This is a genomic window from Gilliamella apis (assembly GCF_002142155.1).
GTDB classification, from domain to species: domain Bacteria; phylum Pseudomonadota; class Gammaproteobacteria; order Enterobacterales; family Orbaceae; genus Gilliamella; species Gilliamella apis.
On the sequence record NZ_NASD01000006.1, the window covers coordinates 51,356 to 73,306 of the forward strand.

The 21,951-nt window shown below is 33.0% G+C and carries 24 protein-coding genes and 1 tRNA gene; 6 read left to right on the forward strand and 19 right to left on the reverse strand.

Annotated features, from left to right (window positions below; all coding sequences use genetic code 11):
* Positions 1-62: 62 nt before the first annotated feature.
* Positions 63-1,844 (reverse strand): DNA primase, encoded by a 1,782-nt coding sequence (dnaG, locus tag B6C84_RS04390; protein WP_065614406.1) that lies wholly within the window; start codon positions 1,842-1,844, stop codon positions 63-65.
* Positions 1,845-1,977: 133 nt separating this feature from the next.
* Positions 1,978-2,193 (reverse strand): 30S ribosomal protein S21, encoded by a 216-nt coding sequence (gene rpsU, locus B6C84_RS04395; RefSeq protein ID WP_034882800.1) that lies wholly within the window; start codon positions 2,191-2,193, stop codon positions 1,978-1,980.
* Positions 2,194-2,375: 182 nt separating this feature from the next.
* On the opposite strand from rpsU, the gene hemB reads away from it, so the two are divergent.
* A complete protein-coding gene (gene hemB / locus B6C84_RS04400) occupies positions 2,376-3,386 on the forward strand; it encodes a porphobilinogen synthase (protein WP_086320964.1) in 1,011 nt (336 codons plus the stop codon).
* Positions 3,387-3,772: 386 nt separating this feature from the next.
* Positions 3,773-4,696: a hypothetical protein gene (locus tag B6C84_RS04405; RefSeq protein WP_086353901.1), complete on the forward strand. Its 924-nt coding sequence runs from the start codon at positions 3,773-3,775 to the stop codon at positions 4,694-4,696.
* Positions 4,697-4,719: 23 nt separating this feature from the next.
* Here the strand turns inward: B6C84_RS04405 and nudC are convergent, their stop codons facing one another.
* The 6 genes from nudC to epmB all read right to left on the reverse strand — a co-directional run bounded on the left by nudC (position 4,720) and on the right by epmB (position 9,193).
* On the reverse strand, positions 4,720-5,523 hold the full coding sequence (nudC, locus tag B6C84_RS04410) for an NAD(+) diphosphatase (RefSeq protein ID WP_086320966.1): 804 nt from the start codon (positions 5,521-5,523) through the stop codon (positions 4,720-4,722).
* Between the two features lie 60 nt (positions 5,524-5,583).
* The gene (yidC, locus tag B6C84_RS04415) at positions 5,584-7,209 is read right to left on the reverse strand and encodes a membrane protein insertase YidC (protein ID WP_034901113.1); all 1,626 of its coding nucleotides are present in this window, start codon (positions 7,207-7,209) and stop codon (positions 5,584-5,586) included.
* Positions 7,209-7,532: a membrane protein insertion efficiency factor YidD gene (gene yidD, locus B6C84_RS04420; protein ID WP_086353902.1), complete on the reverse strand. Its 324-nt coding sequence runs from the start codon at positions 7,530-7,532 to the stop codon at positions 7,209-7,211. The genes yidC and yidD overlap by 1 nt, the downstream gene beginning before the upstream one ends.
* Entirely contained in the window at positions 7,499-7,855 is a 357-nt protein-coding gene (gene rnpA, locus B6C84_RS04425) for a ribonuclease P protein component (RefSeq protein WP_081298824.1), read from the reverse strand. Before rnpA ends, yidD begins: the two co-directional genes overlap by 34 nt.
* A gap of 11 nt (positions 7,856-7,866) precedes the next feature.
* Positions 7,867-8,007, reverse strand: a complete 141-nt coding sequence (gene rpmH / locus B6C84_RS04430; RefSeq protein ID WP_025314679.1) for a 50S ribosomal protein L34 — start codon at positions 8,005-8,007, stop codon at positions 7,867-7,869.
* A 160-nt stretch (positions 8,008-8,167) separates the two neighbouring features.
* A complete protein-coding gene (gene epmB, locus B6C84_RS04435) occupies positions 8,168-9,193 on the reverse strand; it encodes an EF-P beta-lysylation protein EpmB (protein ID WP_086353903.1) in 1,026 nt (341 codons plus the stop codon).
* 32 nt (positions 9,194-9,225) lie between these two features.
* On the opposite strand from epmB, the gene efp reads away from it, so the two are divergent.
* Positions 9,226-9,792, forward strand: coding sequence for an elongation factor P (efp, locus tag B6C84_RS04440; protein WP_034901106.1), 567 nt, complete (start codon positions 9,226-9,228; stop codon positions 9,790-9,792).
* A 206-nt stretch (positions 9,793-9,998) separates the two neighbouring features.
* Here the strand turns inward: efp and trmL are convergent, their stop codons facing one another.
* From trmL to thiI, 4 genes are all read right to left on the reverse strand, one after another.
* Entirely contained in the window at positions 9,999-10,481 is a 483-nt protein-coding gene (trmL, locus tag B6C84_RS04445) for a tRNA (uridine(34)/cytosine(34)/5-carboxymethylaminomethyluridine(34)-2'-O)-methyltransferase TrmL (RefSeq protein ID WP_086320975.1), read from the reverse strand.
* 21 nt (positions 10,482-10,502) lie between these two features.
* Positions 10,503-11,876, reverse strand: a complete 1,374-nt coding sequence (cpxA, locus tag B6C84_RS04450) for an envelope stress sensor histidine kinase CpxA (protein ID WP_086353916.1) — start codon at positions 11,874-11,876, stop codon at positions 10,503-10,505.
* A gap of 30 nt (positions 11,877-11,906) precedes the next feature.
* Positions 11,907-12,626, reverse strand: a complete 720-nt coding sequence (locus B6C84_RS04455) for a response regulator (RefSeq protein WP_034901102.1) — start codon at positions 12,624-12,626, stop codon at positions 11,907-11,909.
* 125 nt (positions 12,627-12,751) lie between these two features.
* Complete coding sequence (thiI, locus tag B6C84_RS04460) at positions 12,752-14,200, reverse strand: tRNA uracil 4-sulfurtransferase ThiI (protein ID WP_086353904.1); 1,449 nt, start codon at positions 14,198-14,200, stop codon at positions 12,752-12,754.
* Positions 14,201-14,378: 178 nt separating this feature from the next.
* Here thiI and secG point away from each other — a divergent pair, with 178 nt between their 5' ends.
* Positions 14,379-14,771 carry a preprotein translocase subunit SecG gene (secG, locus tag B6C84_RS04465; protein ID WP_034901097.1) on the forward strand — a complete coding sequence of 131 codons (393 nt, stop codon included), beginning with the start codon at positions 14,379-14,381 and terminating at the stop codon, positions 14,769-14,771.
* 7 nt (positions 14,772-14,778) lie between these two features.
* Positions 14,779-14,864: transfer RNA gene (locus B6C84_RS04470), tRNA-Leu, on the forward strand.
* 875 nt (positions 14,865-15,739) lie between these two features.
* Here the strand turns inward: B6C84_RS04470 and B6C84_RS04475 are convergent.
* From B6C84_RS04475 to B6C84_RS04500, 6 genes are read right to left on the reverse strand one after another with little or no spacing between them, the layout of a single operon-like run.
* Positions 15,740-16,846 (reverse strand): zinc-dependent alcohol dehydrogenase, encoded by a 1,107-nt coding sequence (locus B6C84_RS04475; RefSeq protein WP_086353905.1) that lies wholly within the window; start codon positions 16,844-16,846, stop codon positions 15,740-15,742.
* 34 nt (positions 16,847-16,880) lie between these two features.
* Complete coding sequence (locus tag B6C84_RS04480; RefSeq protein WP_065650784.1) at positions 16,881-17,717, reverse strand: PTS system mannose/fructose/sorbose family transporter subunit IID; 837 nt, start codon at positions 17,715-17,717, stop codon at positions 16,881-16,883.
* Entirely contained in the window at positions 17,714-18,520 is an 807-nt protein-coding gene (locus B6C84_RS04485; protein ID WP_065614396.1) for a PTS mannose/fructose/sorbose/N-acetylgalactosamine transporter subunit IIC, read from the reverse strand. Before B6C84_RS04485 ends, B6C84_RS04480 begins: the two co-directional genes overlap by 4 nt.
* A 36-nt stretch (positions 18,521-18,556) precedes the next feature.
* Positions 18,557-19,048: a PTS sugar transporter subunit IIB gene (locus tag B6C84_RS04490; RefSeq protein WP_065577689.1), complete on the reverse strand. Its 492-nt coding sequence runs from the start codon at positions 19,046-19,048 to the stop codon at positions 18,557-18,559.
* Between the two features lie 48 nt (positions 19,049-19,096).
* Positions 19,097-19,516, reverse strand: a complete 420-nt coding sequence (locus B6C84_RS04495; protein WP_034902274.1) for a PTS sugar transporter subunit IIA — start codon at positions 19,514-19,516, stop codon at positions 19,097-19,099.
* A gap of 44 nt (positions 19,517-19,560) precedes the next feature.
* Complete coding sequence (locus B6C84_RS04500; RefSeq protein WP_065577691.1) at positions 19,561-20,409, reverse strand: class II fructose-bisphosphate aldolase; 849 nt, start codon at positions 20,407-20,409, stop codon at positions 19,561-19,563.
* A gap of 183 nt (positions 20,410-20,592) precedes the next feature.
* Here B6C84_RS04500 and B6C84_RS04505 point away from each other — a divergent pair, with 183 nt between their 5' ends.
* Positions 20,593-21,342, forward strand: a complete 750-nt coding sequence (locus B6C84_RS04505; RefSeq protein ID WP_086353906.1) for a DeoR/GlpR family DNA-binding transcription regulator — start codon at positions 20,593-20,595, stop codon at positions 21,340-21,342.
* Between the two features lie 140 nt (positions 21,343-21,482).
* Here the strand turns inward: B6C84_RS04505 and B6C84_RS04510 are convergent, their stop codons facing one another.
* The gene (locus B6C84_RS04510; RefSeq protein WP_065577693.1) at positions 21,483-21,914 is read right to left on the reverse strand and encodes a MerR family transcriptional regulator; all 432 of its coding nucleotides are present in this window, start codon (positions 21,912-21,914) and stop codon (positions 21,483-21,485) included.
* Between the last annotated feature and the right edge of the window lie 37 nt (positions 21,915-21,951).

The window sequence follows — 21,951 nt, forward strand, 5'->3', positions numbered from 1 at the left end:
ATTCGGTCATGTATATTATATATGCAGAATAAGAAATAATTTTCTACATATACCCTGTATATTTAGTCTTTTTTTGATAAAACAAGTATTAATGTCGCTAATTCTTTTTTCTCTGCGGTACTTAATCCGGAGACTCTCTCTTTTGCGATCAGTTCATCTTGCCTTTGGGCGAGTATATTATCATATAACTCTTTTAAAGTATGAGAAAAAATTGACTCTATTTCATCATCTTGGTAATGGTACTCCCATGTAGCTAAACGACTTAACTGTTTATAAAATGGTCGACTAGTACACTCTGTTAATATCTGTGCTGTAGTTATATTTGGGTATTGTTGGCATAATTCAAGTAGCTCAATAAATATATCTATGCCTGCTAAATTAACTTGTCGCATAACATTAATATCTGCAACCATTTTAGCCATATTCGGATATTGCAGTAATAAACCAATCAAAATCCGCATGGTCGTTAATTTCATCTGCGGTGCAGACACGGCCTCAATAGGTTTATTTTCACTTTTATTTTGATTAGCGGCAATAAGTTGTTCTATTTGTGATATATCAAGTAGACCTAAGTAACGACCTAATTTCTGAAGTAAATTAAGTCTGAATACTTTTGCTTTAACTTGCTCAAGTAAAGGTATGGCAAGCGAACTCAATTTAGCTTTACCTTCAGCAGTTTTTAGGTCAACTTGTTTTAATAATTCATCAAATAAAAATTCCGATAAATTAGGAGAATTTTTTACATAATCTTCAAAACCGTCTTTACCAACTTTACGCACAAAACTGTCAGGATCTTCATCTTGTGGTAAAAAAGCAAAAGTAATTTCTTTACCATCAATCAAACAAGGTAGTAAAACATTAAGTGCTCGCCAAGCTGCGCTTCGCCCTGCATTATCACCATCATAACAAAATATGACAGAATCAGTTGCTCTAAATAATAATTTGATATGTTCTTCAGAGGTTGATGTACCTAATGCAGCAACCGCATAATCAACTCCGTATTGAGCAAGTGATACGACATCCATATATCCTTCAACCACAATCAGTTGTTCTGGATTTCGATTAACCTCTTGCGCTTCATAAAGACCATACAATTGGAAACCTTTATGAAAAATTGGCGTTTCTGGTGAATTAATATATTTGGCTGAATCATTAACAATCGTTCTACCTCCAAAAGCAATGACATTACCTTGCCTATCGCGAATTGGAAACATTATACGACCACGGAAACGATCATATTGATTACCACTATCATTGGTAACTAACATGCCAGCTTGATTATATAATTTTGTTTCAGCTTTAGTTTTTACCACATTTTGTGAAGTTAAACGCCATTCATTAGGCGCATAACCTATTTTATATCTAGTTATAATCTCTTGATTTAAACCACGTTGTTCAAGATACATATGGGCATCTTTTGACGTCGATAATGCTAATTGCTGTTGGTAGAAATCGGTGATTTTTGCCATCAGGGAGTAGAGATCACGACGCAAATTACGCGATTCAATTTGCTTTGATTGATCAGCTTGATTAGTATTACTTTCTGTGTAAGGAACACGAATACCTTGCATACTAGCAATTTCTTCAATGGCTTCAGGAAATGTTAATCGTTCATACTGCATTAAAAAATTTACAGCAGAACCTGATGCACCACATCCAAAACAGTAGTAAATTTGTTTTTTTTCATTTAATGAAAAAGAGGCGGTTTTTTCATCATGAAAAGGACAACAACCAAAATAATTATTTCCCTTTTTTTTCATTTTAACGCGCTTACCTATCACATCAAGAATACTTGTGCGGGCAAGCAAATCTAAAATAAAATCGCGAGGAATAAGACCTTTCATGATAAAATTCAACCAATTATGGCATTATAAAAAGACAACAAGCCGTAATAATAATACGGCTTGTTAAAATTGTTTATATCTAGAATATAAATGAATTGTTTTTTAAAAACAATTTAAATTTTCAGTATAAAAATTAATATAGACGAGTGCGACGAGCGTTTTCTCTTTCTAATTTCTTAGCATGGCGTTTAACAGCAGCTGCTTTTGCGCGTTTACGAATAGTTGTTGGTTTTTCGTAAAATTCACGATTACGAACTTCAGCTAATACTCCTGCTTTTTCGCAAGAACGTTTAAAACGACGTAATGCTACATCGAAAGGTTCATTTTCACGTACTTTAATTACTGGCATGTGCCTCTCACCTCAAATTTGTTTAATATCACAAAGGACTAAAATTAGTGCGCAATTTTACTCCTATTTGGTATGGGTTGTAAAGTAAAATATCGTATAATTACTATATGGTAAATTAATTTGCTAATCTACTTTTTCAATCAGATAATAAAATAGTTTAATTAAGGATATATAGGTGTTTTATGTCGTCTTTCTTTACTGGTCAATATCCACAAAAACGTTTACGTCGAAACCGTGCACAAGATTTTAGTCGTCGTCTGGTAGCAGAAAATAATTTGACGGTTAATGATCTAATTTATCCAGTATTTATTGTTGAAGGCAACAATATCAGTCAATCCGTACCATCAATGCCAAATGTAAAACGAATGAGTATTGATATATTAGTGAAAGAAGCTGAACAAGTTGCTAAACTAGGTATACCAGTACTTTCATTGTTTCCAGCTATTGATTCTTCACTTAAATCACTATTAGCCGAAGAAGCTTATAACGATAAAGGTTTAGTTCCTAGAGCAATTCGAGCATTAAAAAAAGAAATACCAGAACTTGGAATTTTAACCGATGTCGCTCTCGATCCTTATACAACACACGGTCAAGATGGTATTATTGATGACAACGGTTATGTTCTCAATGATATATCTGTCGAAGCTTTAAAAAAACAAGCATTAATACAAGCTGATGCTGGGGCAGATATTATTGCGCCAAGTGATATGATGGATGGACGAATTGGCGCAATACGTAAAGAGCTAGAATCACACAATTTTGTTAATAACCAAATTATGGCTTACTCGGCAAAATATGCATCTAGCTTTTATGGACCTTTCCGTGATGCAGTTGGTTCAGCCAATAATATCAAAGGTGGCAACAAAAAGACCTATCAACTTGATCCAGCCAATAGCAATGAAGCCTTACAAGAAATTTATCAAGATTTAAGTGAAGGTGCAGATATGGTCATGGTTAAACCTGGCATGCCCTATCTAGATATGGTTCGCCGAGTAAAAGAAACTTTTGCAGTACCTACATTTGCCTATCAAGTATCAGGAGAATATGCAATGTTAATGGCTGCAATCGAAAACGGTTGGTTAGATGAAAAGTCTACTATCATGGAATCTCTACTCTGTTTCAAACGAGCAGGCGCCGATGGCGTGTTAACTTATTTTGCTAAGCAAGTAGCTCAATGGCTCAATAACCAGTGATAGCTACATTATATTTATCATATCAATTTACTGACTAAAGTGAATTGATATGATTAACAATATAAAAACAAATAACCAAAATTAGCTCAGTTAAAAATCTTTCAGAATAAATAACATAAATAATATTTTAATTTTTTTAATAAATATTAAACTAAATCAATTACAAAAACGTAATTTATGGATAAAATATATTAAGTTACTTATTCTGACACTAAAAGTCACAAATTAATCGCTGAGAGTAAAGATTAGTTTGATGTGATAATCAAGTAACGACGCGATAACAGAATTATTCTGCCCATAGCTAGAATAAACTGATGAATCGAAATATTAATATCGCTATTAGATATAAATAAAATTTTAACCAATAACATTAAGAAGCCAATATTATGAAAAATTATATCTATCTATTTTTATTAAGTATTTTATTGTTAACTGGATGTGATAATAAAAAAAACAGCCAATCATCATCTGATGAAACTCCAACGACTAATCAAAATAACGAAGTTAGTACTAATACCCAAAATGATACAACTGATAAAACTACAGGTACAACAAATAACAATGAAGACAATACAATCAAATCTAGTAATGACAATAAATCACAGTTACCAACCCAAGTAACTAATAGCTATCTATTTCATACCGAACCAGAGTTGTTACCTAATAAGAAACTCATTAAACAGCAAACTATTCAAAGTTCGGATAAAAAATCTATTAATTATAACGATAAAGGTTATGTTAAAGATTACGACTTGGAAGGATTATATGGCGAAATAAATTATGATACAGCTAAATACATTTATGGTATGAAAGATACCAGAAACAGTTATGACATTACCTTCGATGAATCTAAAAATATCATTGGTATGAAAAATAGTAATGATGAAATTGTTGCTATTAGTGAATTTGACGAACAAGGCCGTTTAGTAGAAACCACTTTATCTAACTTCGCTGATAATAATATTAATTTTACCAGTAAGATTATTTATGAAAATGATCTGGTTGAACAAGTATTATATAACGCTTATGTAAAAATGGATGATAAAAAACAATTACCCGTTTTAGTAAGAGAAAAAGATATTATTTATAATGCAGACAAACAATTAGAAAAAACTATCACTCGAACCTTCAAATTATCTGCCAAAGGCGAAGTCATTATCAATGATAAAAATGAACAAGAATTAGAATCTACTGAAACTTGTAGTTATTCTGAATATAACCAAAATAATGACTGGACCAAAGCTGTTTGTGAAACAACCGGAAATGGTTCAAGTAAAATTAATCTAACCAGGACCATCGAGTATCTATAACTTATTAAATAAAGTGAATATGATCAGTTTTCACCAAACTCATCATATTCACGACAAAGTATAATTGTATCCTCAATTAAACGCCTTGCTATCGTGCCATATTCAGGTATTTTTGGTAATTGAGAATAATGGTACCAATCAGCTTCTACTAACTCATTTTTATCGATAGTAATCTCACCACTATCATAATCTGCTAAATAAGCCATCATCATAGAATTAGGAAATGGCCAAGGTTGCGAACCGACATAACGAATATTTTTAATTTTTATTTTTGACTCTTCATAAACTTCTCTAGCTACTGTCGTTTCCATGGTTTCACCAATTTCAGTAAAACCCGCTAATACAGTATATAAATTATCTTGATTATGCCTTACATGTTTTGCCAATAAAATTTTATTTTTATTCCGAATAGCGACAATAATGGATGGTGAAATTTGTGGATAATAACGTTGATGACAATTATCACATAGACAACACCATTCGGTTTGACTGATATACATCTCATGACCGCAGTAACCACAATATTTATGAGACCGATAAAACTCAGACAATTGTACCGCTCTACCAGCCATATTAAACAAAGACTGATCAGCACTATTAAGTAAAGGTCTAATCGAGGCCATGGAACTACTCATTTCTTGACAAATTAACCACGCTGTTTGTCCATTCCATTCACCAATAGGCTGAGCGAGTTTATTGGTAAATCCTAATTCGCTGGCGATACCGTTGGGAACTTCGCCATTAGGTAACCATAGACGACCATTTTTACTCACAAACCAGTAGCCTTTTTCGTTACCGATCAAATTATATTGTTTTTGTATATCCATAACACTAACACCAAAAAATAAATATTAAAAAGGAGGATATTACTCCTCCTTTTTATCAAGCTATTTCTTTTTCTTCTCATGAAGACCTTTTTTCTCAAGTTCCCAGTAAATTATACGTTGCTGAGCAATCGTAAACAAGTTACTTACAGTATAGTATAAAACTAAACCTGATGGGAACCATAAGAAGAACACCGTAAAGATTAATGGCATATAAGTCATTAATTTTTGCTGTAATGGATCAGTAACCGGTGATGGTGACATCTTCTGAATTAAGAACATGGTACCACCCATTAATAACGGTAAAATATAATATGGGTCTTGCGCTGATAAGTCATAAATCCAAAGAGCAAATGGAGCATGACGTAATTCTACTGTATTACCTAACATATAAAACAGTGATAAGAAGATCGGCATTTGAATCAACAATGGTAAACAACCGCGAAGAGGATTAACTTTCTCTTGTCGATAAAGTGCCATTGTTTCCATACTCAGTTTTTGTCTATCATCACCATAACGTTCTTTTAGTGCTTGTATACGAGGTTGTAATAACTTCATTTTAGCCATTGAACGATACTGTGCTCGCGTAAGTGGAAATAAAATACCCCGCACGATAAAGGTGATAACTATTATTGAGAAGCCCCAGTTTCCAATAAAACTATGGATAAATTTTAATAAATAAAACAGTGGTTGAGATAAGAACCATAACCAACCATAATCAACAATTAAATCAAGATGATTAGCGGTTTCTTTTAACTGACTTTGGATTTCAGGACCTAACCATAATTTTGCACTAACTGATTGAGTTTTACCTGGTTGAATAACGGCGGTTTCACCTTTAAAACCAATCGTAGCTTGGGAATTTTTAGCCGTAGCACGTGAATAAAATAGGTTGTTTTGATCCTGCGCAGGGATCCACGCTGAAGCGAAATAGTGTTGCAACATAGCAACCCAACCAACATTAGTTTCCACAGATAAAGCCTTATCTTTGATATCACCAAAGCTATATTTACTATAATTAGTATCAGAACTGGAATAAGCGGTACCACGGAACGCACTTAATCCTAATCCGCCACCACCTTCGGTAACTGCATCATCTGGTAAATCAATAGTTTGTTTTAACTGACCATACATTGATACTTCTATAGGATTTTGGCTTTGGTTATCAATATCATACTGAACATCAATAGCATAATTGCCACGATGTAAAATATAATATTTAGTATAAGTCACTCCATTAACTTGATACGTTAATGGAACTTTCAACTCATCTACACCATCAGCTAAAACATATTCAGATTGAGCAGTTTGATATACTGGACGTTTACTTCCTTGAATTGCATTATCTGGACCATCTTTACCTGTTAAGCCACTTTCAGCAATATAAATAAAGTCAGGTTTAGATGTTAATAATTGGAAAGGCGTACCAGAATGAAGAGACTGCTCATATTTTAACAATTGTGCAGCTTGTACATCGCCACCATAGGTATTAACCGTTAATGACAATACATCAGATTTTATCGTGATTGTTTTACCTTGTGTAAAATCCGCTGGTGAATCTTCACCTATTTGTTGCGTCAATTGATTAGCAACTGGCGGTTTTGGTGCATGATCTTCTTCCCATGCTTTCCAAAGCAGGAAAGAGACGAAAAGTAAAGCAATGACTAAAATATTACGTTGAGATCCCATTAGTGTTTTTCTCTATCGGTTTTAGTTTTAGGAGGTACAAAATCTTCACCTCCTTCATGTAAAGGGTGACATTTTAATACACGTTTGACAGTTAGCCAACTACCTTTTATTAATCCAAAGCGTCTTAATGCAATTACAGCATATTGAGAACAAGAAGGAGTAAAGCGACATTTAGGCCCTAATAAAGGACTAATAATACGCTGGTATATTTTAATGACAAAAACAAAAGCATTAATAATCAAATAATTAAACGCATAAACATGCTGTTTAAATATCAATATTAATTTATTCAGTTTCTTTGTTTTTTGATGATTTGTTGACATAGTTTGTCTAATGTCTCAACTAATTGTTGATTATTCAATTGTATAACAGGCTGTTTAGCCATCAAAATAAAATCGATATTAGGAAACTGATGTTGACGGTGACGAAAATATTCTTTAGCTAATCGTTTAATTCGATTACGCTCGTGTGCTCGTTTAACCTGTTTTTTAGCTATAGCAAAACCTAATCTAGAATGAGCTAGATCATTTTTCCGTGTAACTAAAGTAAGAAAAGGCGAACCTGCACGAATAGATTCTTGAAAGACGCGATTAAAATCGAAGGGAGTTAACAAACGTAACTCCCGAGGAAAAGTGAGTTTAGTCACTCAACTTTAAATTAGCTAGCAACGGTTAAACGAACACGGCCTTTAGCGCGACGACGAGCAAGAACTTGACGACCGTTTTTAGTAGCCATACGTGCACGGAAACCGTGAGTTCTATTACGTTTTAATACTGATGGTTGAAATGTGCGTTTCATGACGATTTATATCCAAATCTAATTTATCAACAAGTTGTAGAGTATAAACTCCACAGCATTAATTAAAGAGGCCCGAATTATAGAGGCTATTTTATTTTTCGTCAATGAGATTTTAATACATAAATTGTAAGGACTGTATTAAATAAATATATCGCCTTTATTAATCATTAACCGCTATGACTCGCTTACTTTTTTCACCACCGATTTCACGAGCTAATTTTGGCACAAGATAACCTGATACATTTTTCGCAAGTTGTCTCATAATTTGCTTAGCATTATCATCATCCACTAAAAAATGAGCAGCTCCTTGTACTTTATCCAATAAATGGATGTAATAAGGTAAAATGCCTATTGAAAATAATTTATTACTTAAACAAGCTAATACATCAGCATCATCATTAACCTTTCTCAATAATACACTTTGATTCAAAACCATTACCTGATGTTCCTTTAAACACTTGATAGCATTAGTAACATTATCATCAATTTCATTTGGATGATTAATATGAGTAACTAATACAATTTGTAACCGAGTTTTAGCAAATAACCGACACAGTTCGCTAGTAATACGATTAGGTATCACCACAGCTAAACGGCTATGAATACGTAACCGCTTGATATGAGGTATTTTCTCTAATTCGGTTATTAAAAAAGCCATTTCGTGATCTTTAGCCATTAAAGGATCACCTCCAGAAAGGATAATTTCATCCAGTTCTGGATGGCTTGCAATATATGCCAATGCAGCCCCAAGATTTTTTTTAGTTCCTTGATTATCGTGATAAGGAAAATGTCGTCTAAAACAATACCGACAATTAATCGCACATGCAGTTTTAGTCATTAATAATGCACGATTATGATATTTATGTAGTAACCCTGGAATGGTATTATTCTGCTCTTCTAAAGGATCTTCACTAAAACCCGCTACATTAATTAATTCTTTTTCATCACAAAGAACTTGTAACAATAATGGATCTTGGCTATCACCTTTTTTCATCCGATTTATAAAAGCCATAGGAACCCGAAGCGGGAATTGCTTTCTCGCTTGCAACATAGGCAGAGAAATCGCCTCAGGATCTAAATTCAAACAACGATAAAGCTCTTTGATATCGGTAACGACATTAGCAAGTTCAAAAATCCACTCATCTTTATTTGGTTGTTCAATATTTTGCTGTATAATGTGGCTCATTTTTGTAATTCAGAATGATAGTTGGAGCTTTTATGGCATCTTTTAGTACTAATGAGTTTAAAGCCGGTCTTAAAATAATGCAAGATGGCGAACCGTGTGTAATTGTTGAAAATGAATTTTATAAACCTGGAAAAGGACAAGCAATTAACCGCGTAAAAATAAAAAAATTACTTTCAGGTAAGACTGTTGATAAAACATTCAAATCAGGTGAATCCGTTGAAGCCGCTGATGTTGTTGATATGAATTTAACCTATTTATATACTGATGGTGAATTCTGGCATTTCATGAATAACGATACATTTGAGCAACTTTCTGCTGATGCTAAAGCTGTAGGTGACAATGCTAAATGGTTAGTTGATCAAGCTGAATGTATTTTAACTTTATGGAATGGTCAACCAATTGCGGTAACGCCACCAAACTTTGTTGAACTAGAGGTTATTGAAACCGACCCAGGCCTAAAAGGTGATACAGCAGGGACTGGTGGTAAACCAGCGACACTATCAACTGGTGCTGTAGTACGTGTTCCATTATTTGTACAAATTGGTGAAGTACTTAAAGTTGATACTCGTTCTGGTGAATATGTTTCACGGGTTAAATAATATCAACGAGATATAAATGCTATTTTTAAAAAAGAGGTCATATTGACCTCTTTTTTATTTACTAAATAAAAAAGTTAATATTTATTTTGAGGAAAGGGGTTTTTATTTCAATAATTAGGCTCAGCTTTTCGACAATTACCAATCCAGCACTCAATCAAACCAGCGAATACTAATAAACTAACAATATCTAAATTAAGAATTTTAGTTTATTTAGCACCAATATAATCTAATTGTCGCCATGATTCATAAACTACTACAGCAACAGAATTAGATAAATTCATACTGCGACTATTGGCAGTCATTGGAATACGAATTTTCCTATCTTGCGGTAATGCATCAAGGACTTTGGCAGGTAGGCCTCGCGTTTCTGGACCAAACATCAAGAAATCATTTTGATGATAATTTACTTCACTATGTGGTTTTTGACCTTTTGTGGTTAAGGCATAAACTTGAGAAGCTAAATCAAGGTGGTTATCAGCCAAAAAATGTTCAAGATTTTTATAACGTTTTACATCGACAAATTCCTGATAATCAAGTCCTGCTCGCCTTAGTTTTTTATCGTCCCAAAAAAATCCCATTGGTTCAATAATATGTAGATTAAAACCAGTATTAGCACATAAACGAATAATATTACCCGTATTAGCCGGAATTTCAGGTTCAAACAACACAATATTTAAAGGCGCATTCAACACAATAATTTCTCTTAACAATTAATATTTTTGAAGTGGTAATACTATCACAATTTTCAGCCCACCTAACTGACTTTTCTCAGCTTTAACTGTGCCGTTATCTCGAGTAATAGCATTCGCTACAATTGCTAAGCCTAACCCTGTACCACCCGACTCTCGGTCTCGAGCTTCATTAGTACGATAAAATGGTCTAAAAATTTGCTCAAGCTCATTATCGGCAACACCTGGACCATCATCATCAATAGTAATAGTCACAGTTTGTTGTTGGATAATAAAATTCACATCAATCCTTTGATTTGAATAACGAAATGCATTTCTTATCACATTTTCAAGCGCACTACATAACGCTTCTGGATAGCACAAAATTGTATGATTAGAAGGAGAATTTTGAATAGAAAATTGTTTTGCTATCTGATTGGCTTCAAAAGTCGCATTATCCAATACATTTTTAAATAATACATCTAATGATTTAAATTCACGAACTTCATTATTATCATGCTGATTCCTTGCTAAGGATAATAAGTCACCTATCATCGAATCAAGCTTTAAAGCTTCATTATTTATCCGCAAAACCTCATTGCTTTCACCTTGCTTACGGCGCAATAACGAAGTTGCCAATTGCAATCGGGTCAATGGAGTACGTAATTCATGGGAAATATCAGAAAACAGCCGTTGCTGTAGATCTTGCATCCGTTTCAATTCTCTAAGCATATGGTTAAAACTTGCACCTGTGGCTTTATATTCATAAGAACCAACTTTTTCAAGCTCAGGCCACTGTTGTAAATTACCATTTGCGACCTGTTCTGCTGCCAATCGAAGTCCTCGTGCTGGTTTAGCTATACTCCAAGACAACCACAACAAAAATGGAGAACTGGCTAACATGGTTAATGTTAAAAGTAAGAAAGGATGATCAAAAATCAAATTAACAAATTGAGATTGAATATCTGATGCGGGCTGTAATAAAAACAGTTGATATTCATCATTAGCATAGTGAATAAGGAAAGGACCAATAATCTCTTGATTATCATAAATTTTTTTCGCTGGATCATCAACATCATGCGATTTTTCACTAAAACTTTTTACTAAATCAATATTTTTAGTATCTGCAGTAATAATTTGCTGATTAGGTGTAACAATAAATAGGACTTGACCAGTTTTTTGATAATTATCCATTACCACAATAAATCTCATCCACCAGCGAAAACTATCTTTCGGTATTTTAGTGAGATCTTTTTCTATCTGACTTGCAAGAGCTTCACCACTCTCTTTATCTTTATTAGCTAAATAAGTTAAATTACGTGAGTCGAGTTCGGGTAATACCATTACAAGCGCAAGGAAAAAAGCGATCGTAAGTAAGAATATTGTGAAAATTCTAATTGTTAGACGATCAAAAATCCACATAGATTCTTACCATATTTAAAAAAGCTAATTTTGCAACAAATCATCATTTTGATCTACAACAAATAGATATCCTTTTGAACGCAATGTTTTAATCCATGGTAAGCCATCACTTCGAGGTGGAAGTTTTTTCCGTAAATTAGAAACATGAACGTCAATTGAACGTGCTAATGGGATAAATTCTTTCCCTAACACTGTCTCACTAAGAGTATCTCTTGAAATAGTCATCCCTTTATTTTCAAGTAATTTAAGTAATACTTGAAATTCTGTGCCAGTTAATTCGATGTATTTATCATCAAAATAAACAGATTGCTGTTTGGTATTTACCACAAGTTTATCAATAATATATTGTAATGGTTTTTCACTACTTTCATTACCGGCAGTATCCCATTTAGCCCTACGCAATAAAGCGTTAATTCGAGCAATTAATTCTCGATCATTGAAAGGTTTAAGAATATAATCATCAGCGCCAAGTTCAAGACCATTGATTTTATCGAGTTCGCTATCTTTAGCTGTTAAGAAAATAACAGGAACGGTGAATTCACTTCTTAGTGAAGACAAGACACTTAATCCATTCATTTCTGGCATCATAATATCAAGTAAAACCAGATCGATGGAATCATCAAACTTTTCTAACGCTTCAATACCATTATTTGCAACTTCGACTGTGAACCCTTCCAATTCTAATAATTCACATAATAACGACGCAATTTCTAGATCATCATCAACTACAAGTAATTTGCTCATTATAATCCTCAATAAGTAATGAAATCCTTAATTTTATATCTATTAAATAGACGACAACTAGGCTTTGTATTTTAAAAAATATTATATAGATATATGAAAAAAATATCGTAAATAATTGTTAAGAATTACAGTTTAAATACTTTAACATTGTTAAAACCTTGCTCCATTAAATAAAGTGCTTGTAGTTTACTCATCACGCCTTTAGCACAATACAGTAAATATTGCTTTGATTGATCTAAATCACCAAATTGAGTTGCCAATTTATAAAATGGTATAAGCTTAACTTCAACATTTTCGATTGCAAGTGGATACTCCTCTTGCTCTTCAGGCGCTCGAATATCAATGATAACGTGATTATCTTCTAATGTGGTAACAGTATCAACCTGAGTAATAGTATTATTAGTTTGTTTAGCTATTTCACGAATATCAATATTTTCAGCTTCTTCAACAGCCTTATCTAAAATAGCAAAATCAAAATTTTCCTCTTCAGCTTCTATTTTTTCTTTAACCGCTTTTACGGTAGGACTTTTCGATATAACACCACAAAATTCAGGCATAGTCTTAGCAATATCTTCAGTGCCTATCTGACGAGCTAGATTAATTATCGTTTCTTTGTCATGGGTGATAAGTGGGCGTAAAATTAATGTATCACTGACATTATCGATTAAACGCAAATTAGTTAAGGTTTGACTTGATACTTGACCTAACGCTTCGCCTGTAACCAGAGCTTCAACATTATAACGCTGTGCAACTTTAGAGGCTGCGCGAATCATCATTCGTTTTAAGATAACCCCCATCTGGCCATCATCAATTTTTTCCAAAATCTCGCCAACAACATCTGAAAAGTCAATGGCAATAAAACGAACTTTATGAGAACTTCCAAATCTATCCCACAAATAATGAGCCATCTGTTTCACGCCAATTTCATGGGTTTTGCCACCTAAATTGAAAAAGCAATAATGGACTCGACAGCCTCGTCTGATCAGCATATAGCTAGAAACACCAGAATCAAATCCACCAGAAATAAGAGAAATGACATCTTCTTGTGTTCCGGTTGGGAAACCACCTATTCCGGCATGCCGTTCTTTAACTAGTAGAAGTTTATCTTTATCAATCTCAAGATTAACCGTAATATCTGGACGAGTTAATTTGACTTTAGAGGTCGCAACATGCTGATTAAGACCACCACCGACATAACGCTCTACCTCAATTGAGGTAAATTCGTGCTTACCTCGTCGTTTAACTCTTACACAAAATGTTTTATTCTCAATTAAAGGCGCATAGTGATTAAACGCTTTTTCATAAATATCATGTAAATCGGTAAAAGTAAGTTCTTCAACCACTAAAATATGATGGATACCAGGAATTCTTGTTAATAGTTCTAAAATTTGATTTTCGCTATTTTCAATTTTAGGGCGAACTTCAATAAAATCCCAATGACGAATAACTGCAACATCATTAATAGCATTTTTTAAAATATTACGAATATTGCTAGTAAGAATTTTAATAAAACGTAAACGAACAGACTCGCTTTTGATGGTAATTTCAGGGAAAAGTTTAACTATAAATTTCATACAACTGCATTAGCCAAGAATAAAAATGGCGACATTATACTGATTTTTCCCCTAAAAACGTACAATTGATTATGATAAATACAGAAAATAATAAAATATACTTGCTTGTTGCTCACTCTTTCGCTAATATTTCGCATCAATAAATTCTGTTCTATAACATAAAAATTGACAGGTTGAAATGTACGAACTTTTAATTATAGGTTATTTATTTATCGCACTTGCGATAATCGTTTTAGTGCTAATTCAGCGCGGTAAAGGTGCTGACATGGGCTCATCTTTTGGTGCAGGCGCTTCTGCAACTTTATTTGGTTCATCAGGAAGCGGCAATTTTCTAACTCGCACAACAACAATACTTGGTGTGTTATTTTTTGTGTTAAGCATTATTTTATCAAATCTTGGCAGCGCAAAAACCACAACTTCAAGTGATGAGTTTAAAAATATTGGAGATAGTGCTCCTGCGACTACGCAACAAAATACCGAAAGCACTAGCGGTAATGGAGACGTAATTCCAACTACTGATCCTGTTATTCAACCACAAAAGATTAATCCTACATCCGATATTCCAGAATAAAAACGGCGCCGTGGTGGTGAAATTGGTAGACACGCTATCTTGAGGGGGTAGTGCTCTAAGGGCATGCGGGTTCAAGTCCCGCCCACGGCACCAATTCAATATTCATTAACATTCTTTTAAATCCTTTAAAACACATCAAAACCAACAAATACAAGGCTTAAAGCCTATTTTGTTATTCATTAAGCACCAGTAAGATATATTTACAACCAAAAAGAATGAGGGTATATTTTAGGGTAAGATAAATTATTGTTTTGATTGAACCTGTGATATAAATTAATAAAAGGTAACAATAATTTAACCTCACTTAAACGCTACATTGTAATTATAAAAAATGCTACCTATCTGATTATTAGATCATTTAATTATGAATAGGACTATATATTTATATTAACTACTTTATTTTTAATTCTTATAGCAATTTTAGTGTGGTTATTTTTTGCATATAATAAACTTAGATATTGAGCTAAAAATGTTAAACAAAAACAATCGAATATATATGTCTCCGTCAAAAAAAGACATGATATCGCTCAACGACTTTCAGATATAGCTTCTAGCTATGGTGATCATGAAAAGTTTACTCATTTAAAACCGATGATGGAAAAATTTTAAGAGATACCATGGGTTGAATGGCGTCAGCGGCTAGCGAAAATGTAAAAAGAATAAAAAACAAAATCAATGATAATACAGAAAAAGTTTCACCAGATAAGCAGTAGTAATTAATTTAACAACGATGGGTATCTTTTTTATTAAAAAAGATGCTCATTTTTTGATGGTTAATTGACAGAAATTAATCTCTTCTTAAAAAACTCTTCGCAGAGTTTTTATACAAATGACTAATAGGCAAAAGCATTTTAACTATCTAATTAATGATAACCTCTTTTTCCAATTCATTTGCAATGAAAAATAGTTTGCAGTAATTTTGATAATAGGCTCTAACTTTTTTAATGCTCGAGCCCATTGATTAATCATTAGTTTTGAATGATAATTTTGTAACCTTGCATGCTCATATTCATTTCCATAGCTTGATTGATTTCTTTTAATGGATAGCGATGAGAAATGAGCTTCTCAATAGGCAATTTTCTTGCTTGTGCTTCTTTTAAGAATTCACAGGCGTGTACCCAATCTTCCGCTTTGTAAGTCCAGGAGCCAACAACTTTTATCTCTTTGTTACAAATATCAAAATGTGGGTTATAATTCGCCTCACCATTATTAACAAAAAAACCAAGTTCACATAAACTTCCACCTCGACGAATATATTTCCAAATAGTGGAAGCAGCTTTTGTGGAACCTGTACATTGAAACGCCATATCAACACCTTGTTTTGACAATTTCATAACATCTTCAATACTGTCATAACTTTTAATGAAATTAATGGTGTGTTGCGCACCCAATTCTTGAGCAAGTTGCAAACGACTATCCTCACCATCAACAGCAATTATATGGCGAACGCCCATAGTTCGAATAATGGTCAATAACAACAATCCAATTGGTCCACAGCCTTGAATTAAAACTGTTGAATCATGTTTGAAATTAAAGATTTCTTTCGCTTTTTCAATTGCATGTATTACAACAGCCGCTGGTTCAATTAAGACACGTAAATCAAGGCTCATATCACTAACATTAAAAACAATTCCTCCCTTATTTATTTTGATATAATCTCCAAACCAACCATTAAAAAAATGGTTCTCACCTGGCATTAAACCAAAAATTTCACCTCCATTACATAAGTGAATTTGTTCTGGATGGTTTAAACAAATATCACACTTTCCGCAAGGACGTAAACCTGTAACGATTTTATCGCCGACAGCTAGTGGCTTACCAGTAAAGTCATGAGTAATGTTTTTACCAAGTTTTACTATTGTACCTGTTCCCTCATGCCCTAATTGAATTGGTATATAACCAAATGGATCACCCTTATATTCATGCACATCCGTTCCACATATACCGCAAGCTTCAACTTTAACGAGTATCTCATCATCATTAATATTTGGTAATGTTAATGATTTTAATTCAATTTTTTTGTTACCAGTTAATATAGCTACGTTAGCTTGCTTTGGTAGATTTTCAATATTCATTTTATGTCCTTAATCACAATTTATTCGACGATAATCAAACAATACCTAACGTGGCTAATATGATACTCATCCCAACGATGCCAATGATGATGAAATTAAAACTTACCTTTTTACTATTCATTAAATAAAAACAAAGTAATGTTGTAGTTAATGGGATAATACCAACAAATATCTGATCAAGTATGCTTTGTAGTGATAATGAAGAATTTTCACCTGAACTAATTGTTAATACAGAATTAAAAGTAACAATATTACTTGTCATTCCGCCTACCATAATTAATCCAAGGACACTTGCAGCCTTGGTCAAAATATTGATTAGGCCAGAAGCATATAATTCTTCAATATATTTAGAGCCTAATGAAAATCCAATTAATCCCAAAAAATAACGGCAAGCGATAGAGGGAATATTATAAACGAGTAAAAAAACAATCGGGGCAAGAAAGCTACCTTCTTGCGCTAAACTCAGCGCAACTCCAGCGGCAACAACTCTTAAAACACCCCAAAATAGAGAATCACCGATCCCTGCAAGTGGCCCCATTAGACTTGACTTGACCGCATTGATAGATTGAGCATCAAAATCCGCTTTAACACTATTTTCTTTTTCCATGGAAGCTGCCAATCCCATTACAAATGTTGACACATTTTGCGTAGTATTAAACCAAACTATGTGTCGCGTTAACGCATCTTTTTTATCTTGTAATTTAGTGTAATAATGATTAATAAACGGCATTAAGGCATAACAAAAACCGGAAGCGCCATGTTTAGCAAAACTAAATGGAGCGAATATCGTGAAAGAACGAAAAAACATTTTTCTTAATAACTTTCTATCGGTAGTTGAGATTTGTTTAATTATTGATTTTAAATTACTCATGAGAAGAACTCCTCATCATCATCCATTATAGAATTTGAATTATTATTAGTGTGAAATTTATCCGACTTGAGATTAAGAATTTCATAATCTCGATAAGCGATTGCAACAGCAATAACTGTACCAATAATTGCTAATGCGATAAGTGGAATTTTGATATAAGCAACAATGACAAAACCCAAAATGTAATAAATAGAGAGCTTATTATTCCATAACATTTTTAGCAACATCGCAAAGCCGACTGCGGGTATTAATCCACCACAAGCAGCCAGACCTCGCATAATAACTTCTGGAATATTTTCGACAAAAAGTTTAACTGGAGTCGCACCTGACATAATTGCGATAAAAACAACAATCGCAAAGACAATATAGCGTAAAAACCATAATCCATAGTGCATTGCAACAATAGCTTTATCATTTCCTTCAAGTGCTAATTTATCAAAGCGACCGGCAAAAAAACTTAAAACGACACTCATAGTAGTTTCCAATAAACCACCTAACAATGCTAAAGGAATTGCTAATGTGATAGCAATTTCTACACCACCACCTGAGAGCATAGCAAAACCAGCACCGAGTACTGTACCAAAGGAAGGATTTAATGGTGTAGCACCTCCAACATTAACCGCCCCCATAAAAACAGCTTCTAGTGCCGCTCCCATTAACACTCCAGATTGCAGATCACCGAGAACTAATCCAACTAATGAGCCAACAACAATAGGCCTATCAGCCATATTTTGACCAATAAGCCAATTACCACCAAAAGTTATAAACATAACAACTGCAAGTAAAAAAGCTGACATTATCATAATACTATCCCTTTTTATGTAATAAAATTTTCCAAATTAATTACTCATTAGATCATGAAAAAGCTTTTCTGCATTATCAGGGACTATCTGATGAACAACTTTTCGATTACTAGCAAGCAATTGTTCTAAGGCAACTTGTTCTGATTTGCTAAGTAAGATCGTAGAACTCAATTTACTTTTTTCAGCTTCATCGACACCGTCAAAACGACCAACATTGGCAATGTTGATTCTTTCTATGTCATCTATATTTTCAGACAAAAACAGTGCATCACAAATTGAATTAACTAATACAAAAATGCGCATATCTTTTGCTTTTGGATTATTTATCAATTGCACAGCATCTTGCATGGATTTTATAGCGAGTTTGACATTTTCCGGGGTTGCCATTTTCAATGTCATTTGTTGAATGTGATCTTTACTTGCATGATCATTTGCCACAACAATAGCTTTAGCATTGAGTTTTTTGGTCCATACTAAGGCTACCTGACCATGAATCAATCTGTCATCAACTCTTATTTCTACTATCATAATTATTGCTCCGTATTTTTATAATTATTCCTAAAACTTCTTTTTTATTTAATCATCAAAAAATTGGTTATCTTCTAGAAGTTTCTGTGGTTGTATATTAACCAGTTGCATCTCTTGCCTCGATTGTTCGATTATTTCTGTTAGATTTTCGTCAGAAAGTTGCATATCAGTGAGGATAACTTCTAATACAAGTGGTAAATTAAATCCTGTTATTAAGTGAAAAGAATAACAACTTTTTAATTGTGCAAATTTTTGATTGACACTACCGCCATTTAGATCAGTAAAAACGATGATTTGAGAATTATGTTGGTATTTTTTTAAAAAATCTTCCGCTTGAATCGTAAAATCACCCGAATCAATATAAGCATTAATATAGGTAATATCTTGTTTATCACCAATTAACATATTTATTGTATTAACAATACCTTCTGCTAATTTGCCATGGGTTACAATGAGGACTTTAATCATTAATTAGATCCTTTTAATTATAAATAAAGTTATTCAAACTAAAACTATGCATGATTATTAGAACCAAATATCAACATCTTTTTTAACGTAGCTTCACGTATCGCTTCTTTCATTGCGACAGCAACATCCGAGATACCTTTACCTTTAACATAAAGTTGATGAATAGCTTCTAATCCAGCGCAGTTAATATCAGTAAAAATATTAATTTTACTAACACCATGCTTTATACAATTTTGAAAATCGGTATCACTTAATCCTGAACCGCCATGCAAAACTAAAGGAGCTTTAACAACTTGAGCAATTTGATCTAAACGATTTATGTCTAATTTAGGTGTTGATTTATAAGCACCATGAGCAGTACCAATAGCTACAGCTAAGGCATCTACTCCGGTTTGTTCAATATAATGCTTAGCTTCTAAAGGATCGGTATAGATACTATTATCTTGCTCACCATGACCTTCTGAAGCATGCTCATTAGCTCCTACATGTCCTAATTCCGCTTCAATAGAAGCACCATATTGATGAACCAATTTAGTAATATTGGCTACGCGTTTTATATTATTTTGATAACTATCAGTGGAACAGTCATACATAACTGAAGAAAAGCCTAATCTCAACGCTTCTTTAATTGCGTCTTCTGTTAATCCATGATCTAAGTGAACAACAACAGGAACTTTAGATTTTTTCGCCATAGGGATTAAAAAATAAGCTAATTCTTGTAATGTGGATATATCTAAAAAACATTCTGCAGTACCTATTATCACTGGCGATTTAGATTGTTCAGCCGCTTCAAGTACTGCTTTGGCCATTTCTAAATTTATAGTATTAAATAATCCTACTCCATACTGATTTTTTTGAGCATCTGATAAAACTTCACGTAATGTGACTAACATCCTTACCTCCAATAAAACGATATTTAAACTAGATAGTTAAAGTAATTATAAAGACAAATATTTCATTGCAAATTGCTGGCGAATATATTGATTAACAATCAAATTCGGTCATGTTAAACTTTAAAATATGATTGATATCGAGCAAATCTTAGTGATCTTGATCACAGTCATGTTGGAGGAAAGATGACCAGAGAAGATAAATTACTAAATATCATAAAAGAAAAGAATTTTGTGACAGTTAATAAACTTTGTAAGTTATTATTTATCAGTCAAGCAACTATTCGACGAGACCTTACTAAGCTCGAACAACAAGGTTTAATAAGAAGAACACATGGGGGAGCAATTTATGTTCAAAAAAGCTCGATTGAAACACCTATTACACTGAAAAATAAAGAAAATATTGAACAAAAAAGGTATATTGCTGATTTAGCTTTAGCATTTATTGAAGACGGTCAAACACTGTTTATTGAAGCTAGTAGTTCTTGCCTCTATTTGGCAAAAAGATTAAATGAAAAAAAAGGCTTAACTATACTAACAAATGGTATTACAACAGCTAACATCTTAGTTGAAGAGACCAATGCCGAGGTGTATTGTACTGGAGGTCGACTTCTACCTAAACATTTGAGCATCTGCGGTTTACAATCCTGTGACTTTATTTCACATTATCATGCTGATTTATTTTTTGCTTCATGTCGAGGACTTGATCCTGATATGGGAGCGACAGATGTTAGCGAAGCGGATTCCATGGTAAAAAAACAATTTTGTCGTAATGCAGAAAAAACAATTCTATTAGTTGATAGTAGTAAATTTAACAAAAAATTTTTCAACCAAACATTTACATTAGAAGATATTAATATCGCTATTTCAGATCAACCATTTCCTAATAATTTAAAAAATGCATTAGAAAAAGAAAATGTTGAAATTCATTATTAGCGCATTAATATATAAAGGCTGACATACTTTATAAATGGAGTTTTTAGGTATATGACTATTAAAATTATTTAATTAATTTTTAGTAAAAAAACCCCTTTCCTCAAAATTTTTTCATTGGTAAAGTTTTCATTGGAAAAAGCTTAGTTATTTATTGTTTGATGAGTGGCTTTATAGTATTGTTTTTTAAATTTCAATAAGGCCAATTGCTCATTTAGTTGAGTTATAGTATCGATTAATATCTTTTCTTGTTGATTAATGATAGTTAGACGCTCATCCAATGTTTCATCACCTCTAAGACACAGCTTGACATAGTGTTGAACATCTTTAATTGACATATTGGCGTTACGTAAACATTCAATCAATTTTGCCCACTGTAAATCTGCATCAGAAAATAACCGTTTTTCATTTTGATCGCGTTGTAAAAATGGAAATAGATTAAGTGAGTCATAATACCTAAGCGTGTGGGCTGACAAGCCTAATAGTTTTGCTGCTTTAGTCACCGAGTATTTAGGTGTTTGGTTTAATTCACCATTTTGTGCAATTGATGCAATACAATCATTTATATTTACCATATTTATACCCATGTTTTCATAAAAATCAATTAAATAG

Excerpts from the sequence above, each read along its gene's own strand:
- dnaG (WP_065614406.1), bottom strand. The coding sequence starts at position 1,844 with ATGAAAGGTCTTATTCCTCGCGATTTTATTTTAGATTTGCTTGCCCGC.
- rpsU (WP_034882800.1), bottom strand. The coding sequence starts at position 2,193 with ATGCCAGTAATTAAAGTACGTGAAAATGAACCTTTCGATGTAGCATTA.
- hemB (WP_086320964.1), top strand. The coding sequence starts at position 2,376 with ATGTCGTCTTTCTTTACTGGTCAATATCCACAAAAACGTTTACGTCGA.
- B6C84_RS04405 (WP_086353901.1), top strand. The coding sequence starts at position 3,773 with ATGAAAAATTATATCTATCTATTTTTATTAAGTATTTTATTGTTAACT.
- nudC (WP_086320966.1), bottom strand. The coding sequence starts at position 5,523 with ATGGATATACAAAAACAATATAATTTGATCGGTAACGAAAAAGGCTAC.
- yidC (WP_034901113.1), bottom strand. The coding sequence starts at position 7,209 with ATGGGATCTCAACGTAATATTTTAGTCATTGCTTTACTTTTCGTCTCT.
- yidD (WP_086353902.1), bottom strand. The coding sequence starts at position 7,532 with ATGTCAACAAATCATCAAAAAACAAAGAAACTGAATAAATTAATATTG.
- rpmH (WP_025314679.1), bottom strand. The coding sequence starts at position 8,007 with ATGAAACGCACATTTCAACCATCAGTATTAAAACGTAATAGAACTCAC.
- epmB (WP_086353903.1), bottom strand. The coding sequence starts at position 9,193 with ATGAGCCACATTATACAGCAAAATATTGAACAACCAAATAAAGATGAG.
- efp (WP_034901106.1), top strand. The coding sequence starts at position 9,226 with ATGGCATCTTTTAGTACTAATGAGTTTAAAGCCGGTCTTAAAATAATG.
- B6C84_RS04455 (WP_034901102.1), bottom strand. The coding sequence starts at position 12,626 with ATGAGCAAATTACTTGTAGTTGATGATGATCTAGAAATTGCGTCGTTA.
- thiI (WP_086353904.1), bottom strand. The coding sequence starts at position 14,200 with ATGAAATTTATAGTTAAACTTTTCCCTGAAATTACCATCAAAAGCGAG.
- secG (WP_034901097.1), top strand. The coding sequence starts at position 14,379 with ATGTACGAACTTTTAATTATAGGTTATTTATTTATCGCACTTGCGATA.
- B6C84_RS04475 (WP_086353905.1), bottom strand. The coding sequence starts at position 16,846 with ATGAATATTGAAAATCTACCAAAGCAAGCTAACGTAGCTATATTAACT.
- B6C84_RS04480 (WP_065650784.1), bottom strand. The coding sequence starts at position 17,717 with ATGAGTAATTTAAAATCAATAATTAAACAAATCTCAACTACCGATAGA.
- B6C84_RS04485 (WP_065614396.1), bottom strand. The coding sequence starts at position 18,520 with ATGATAATGTCAGCTTTTTTACTTGCAGTTGTTATGTTTATAACTTTT.
- B6C84_RS04490 (WP_065577689.1), bottom strand. The coding sequence starts at position 19,048 with ATGATAGTAGAAATAAGAGTTGATGACAGATTGATTCATGGTCAGGTA.
- B6C84_RS04495 (WP_034902274.1), bottom strand. The coding sequence starts at position 19,516 with ATGATTAAAGTCCTCATTGTAACCCATGGCAAATTAGCAGAAGGTATT.
- B6C84_RS04500 (WP_065577691.1), bottom strand. The coding sequence starts at position 20,409 with ATGTTAGTCACATTACGTGAAGTTTTATCAGATGCTCAAAAAAATCAG.
- B6C84_RS04505 (WP_086353906.1), top strand. The coding sequence starts at position 20,593 with ATGACCAGAGAAGATAAATTACTAAATATCATAAAAGAAAAGAATTTT.
- B6C84_RS04510 (WP_065577693.1), bottom strand. The coding sequence starts at position 21,914 with ATGGTAAATATAAATGATTGTATTGCATCAATTGCACAAAATGGTGAA.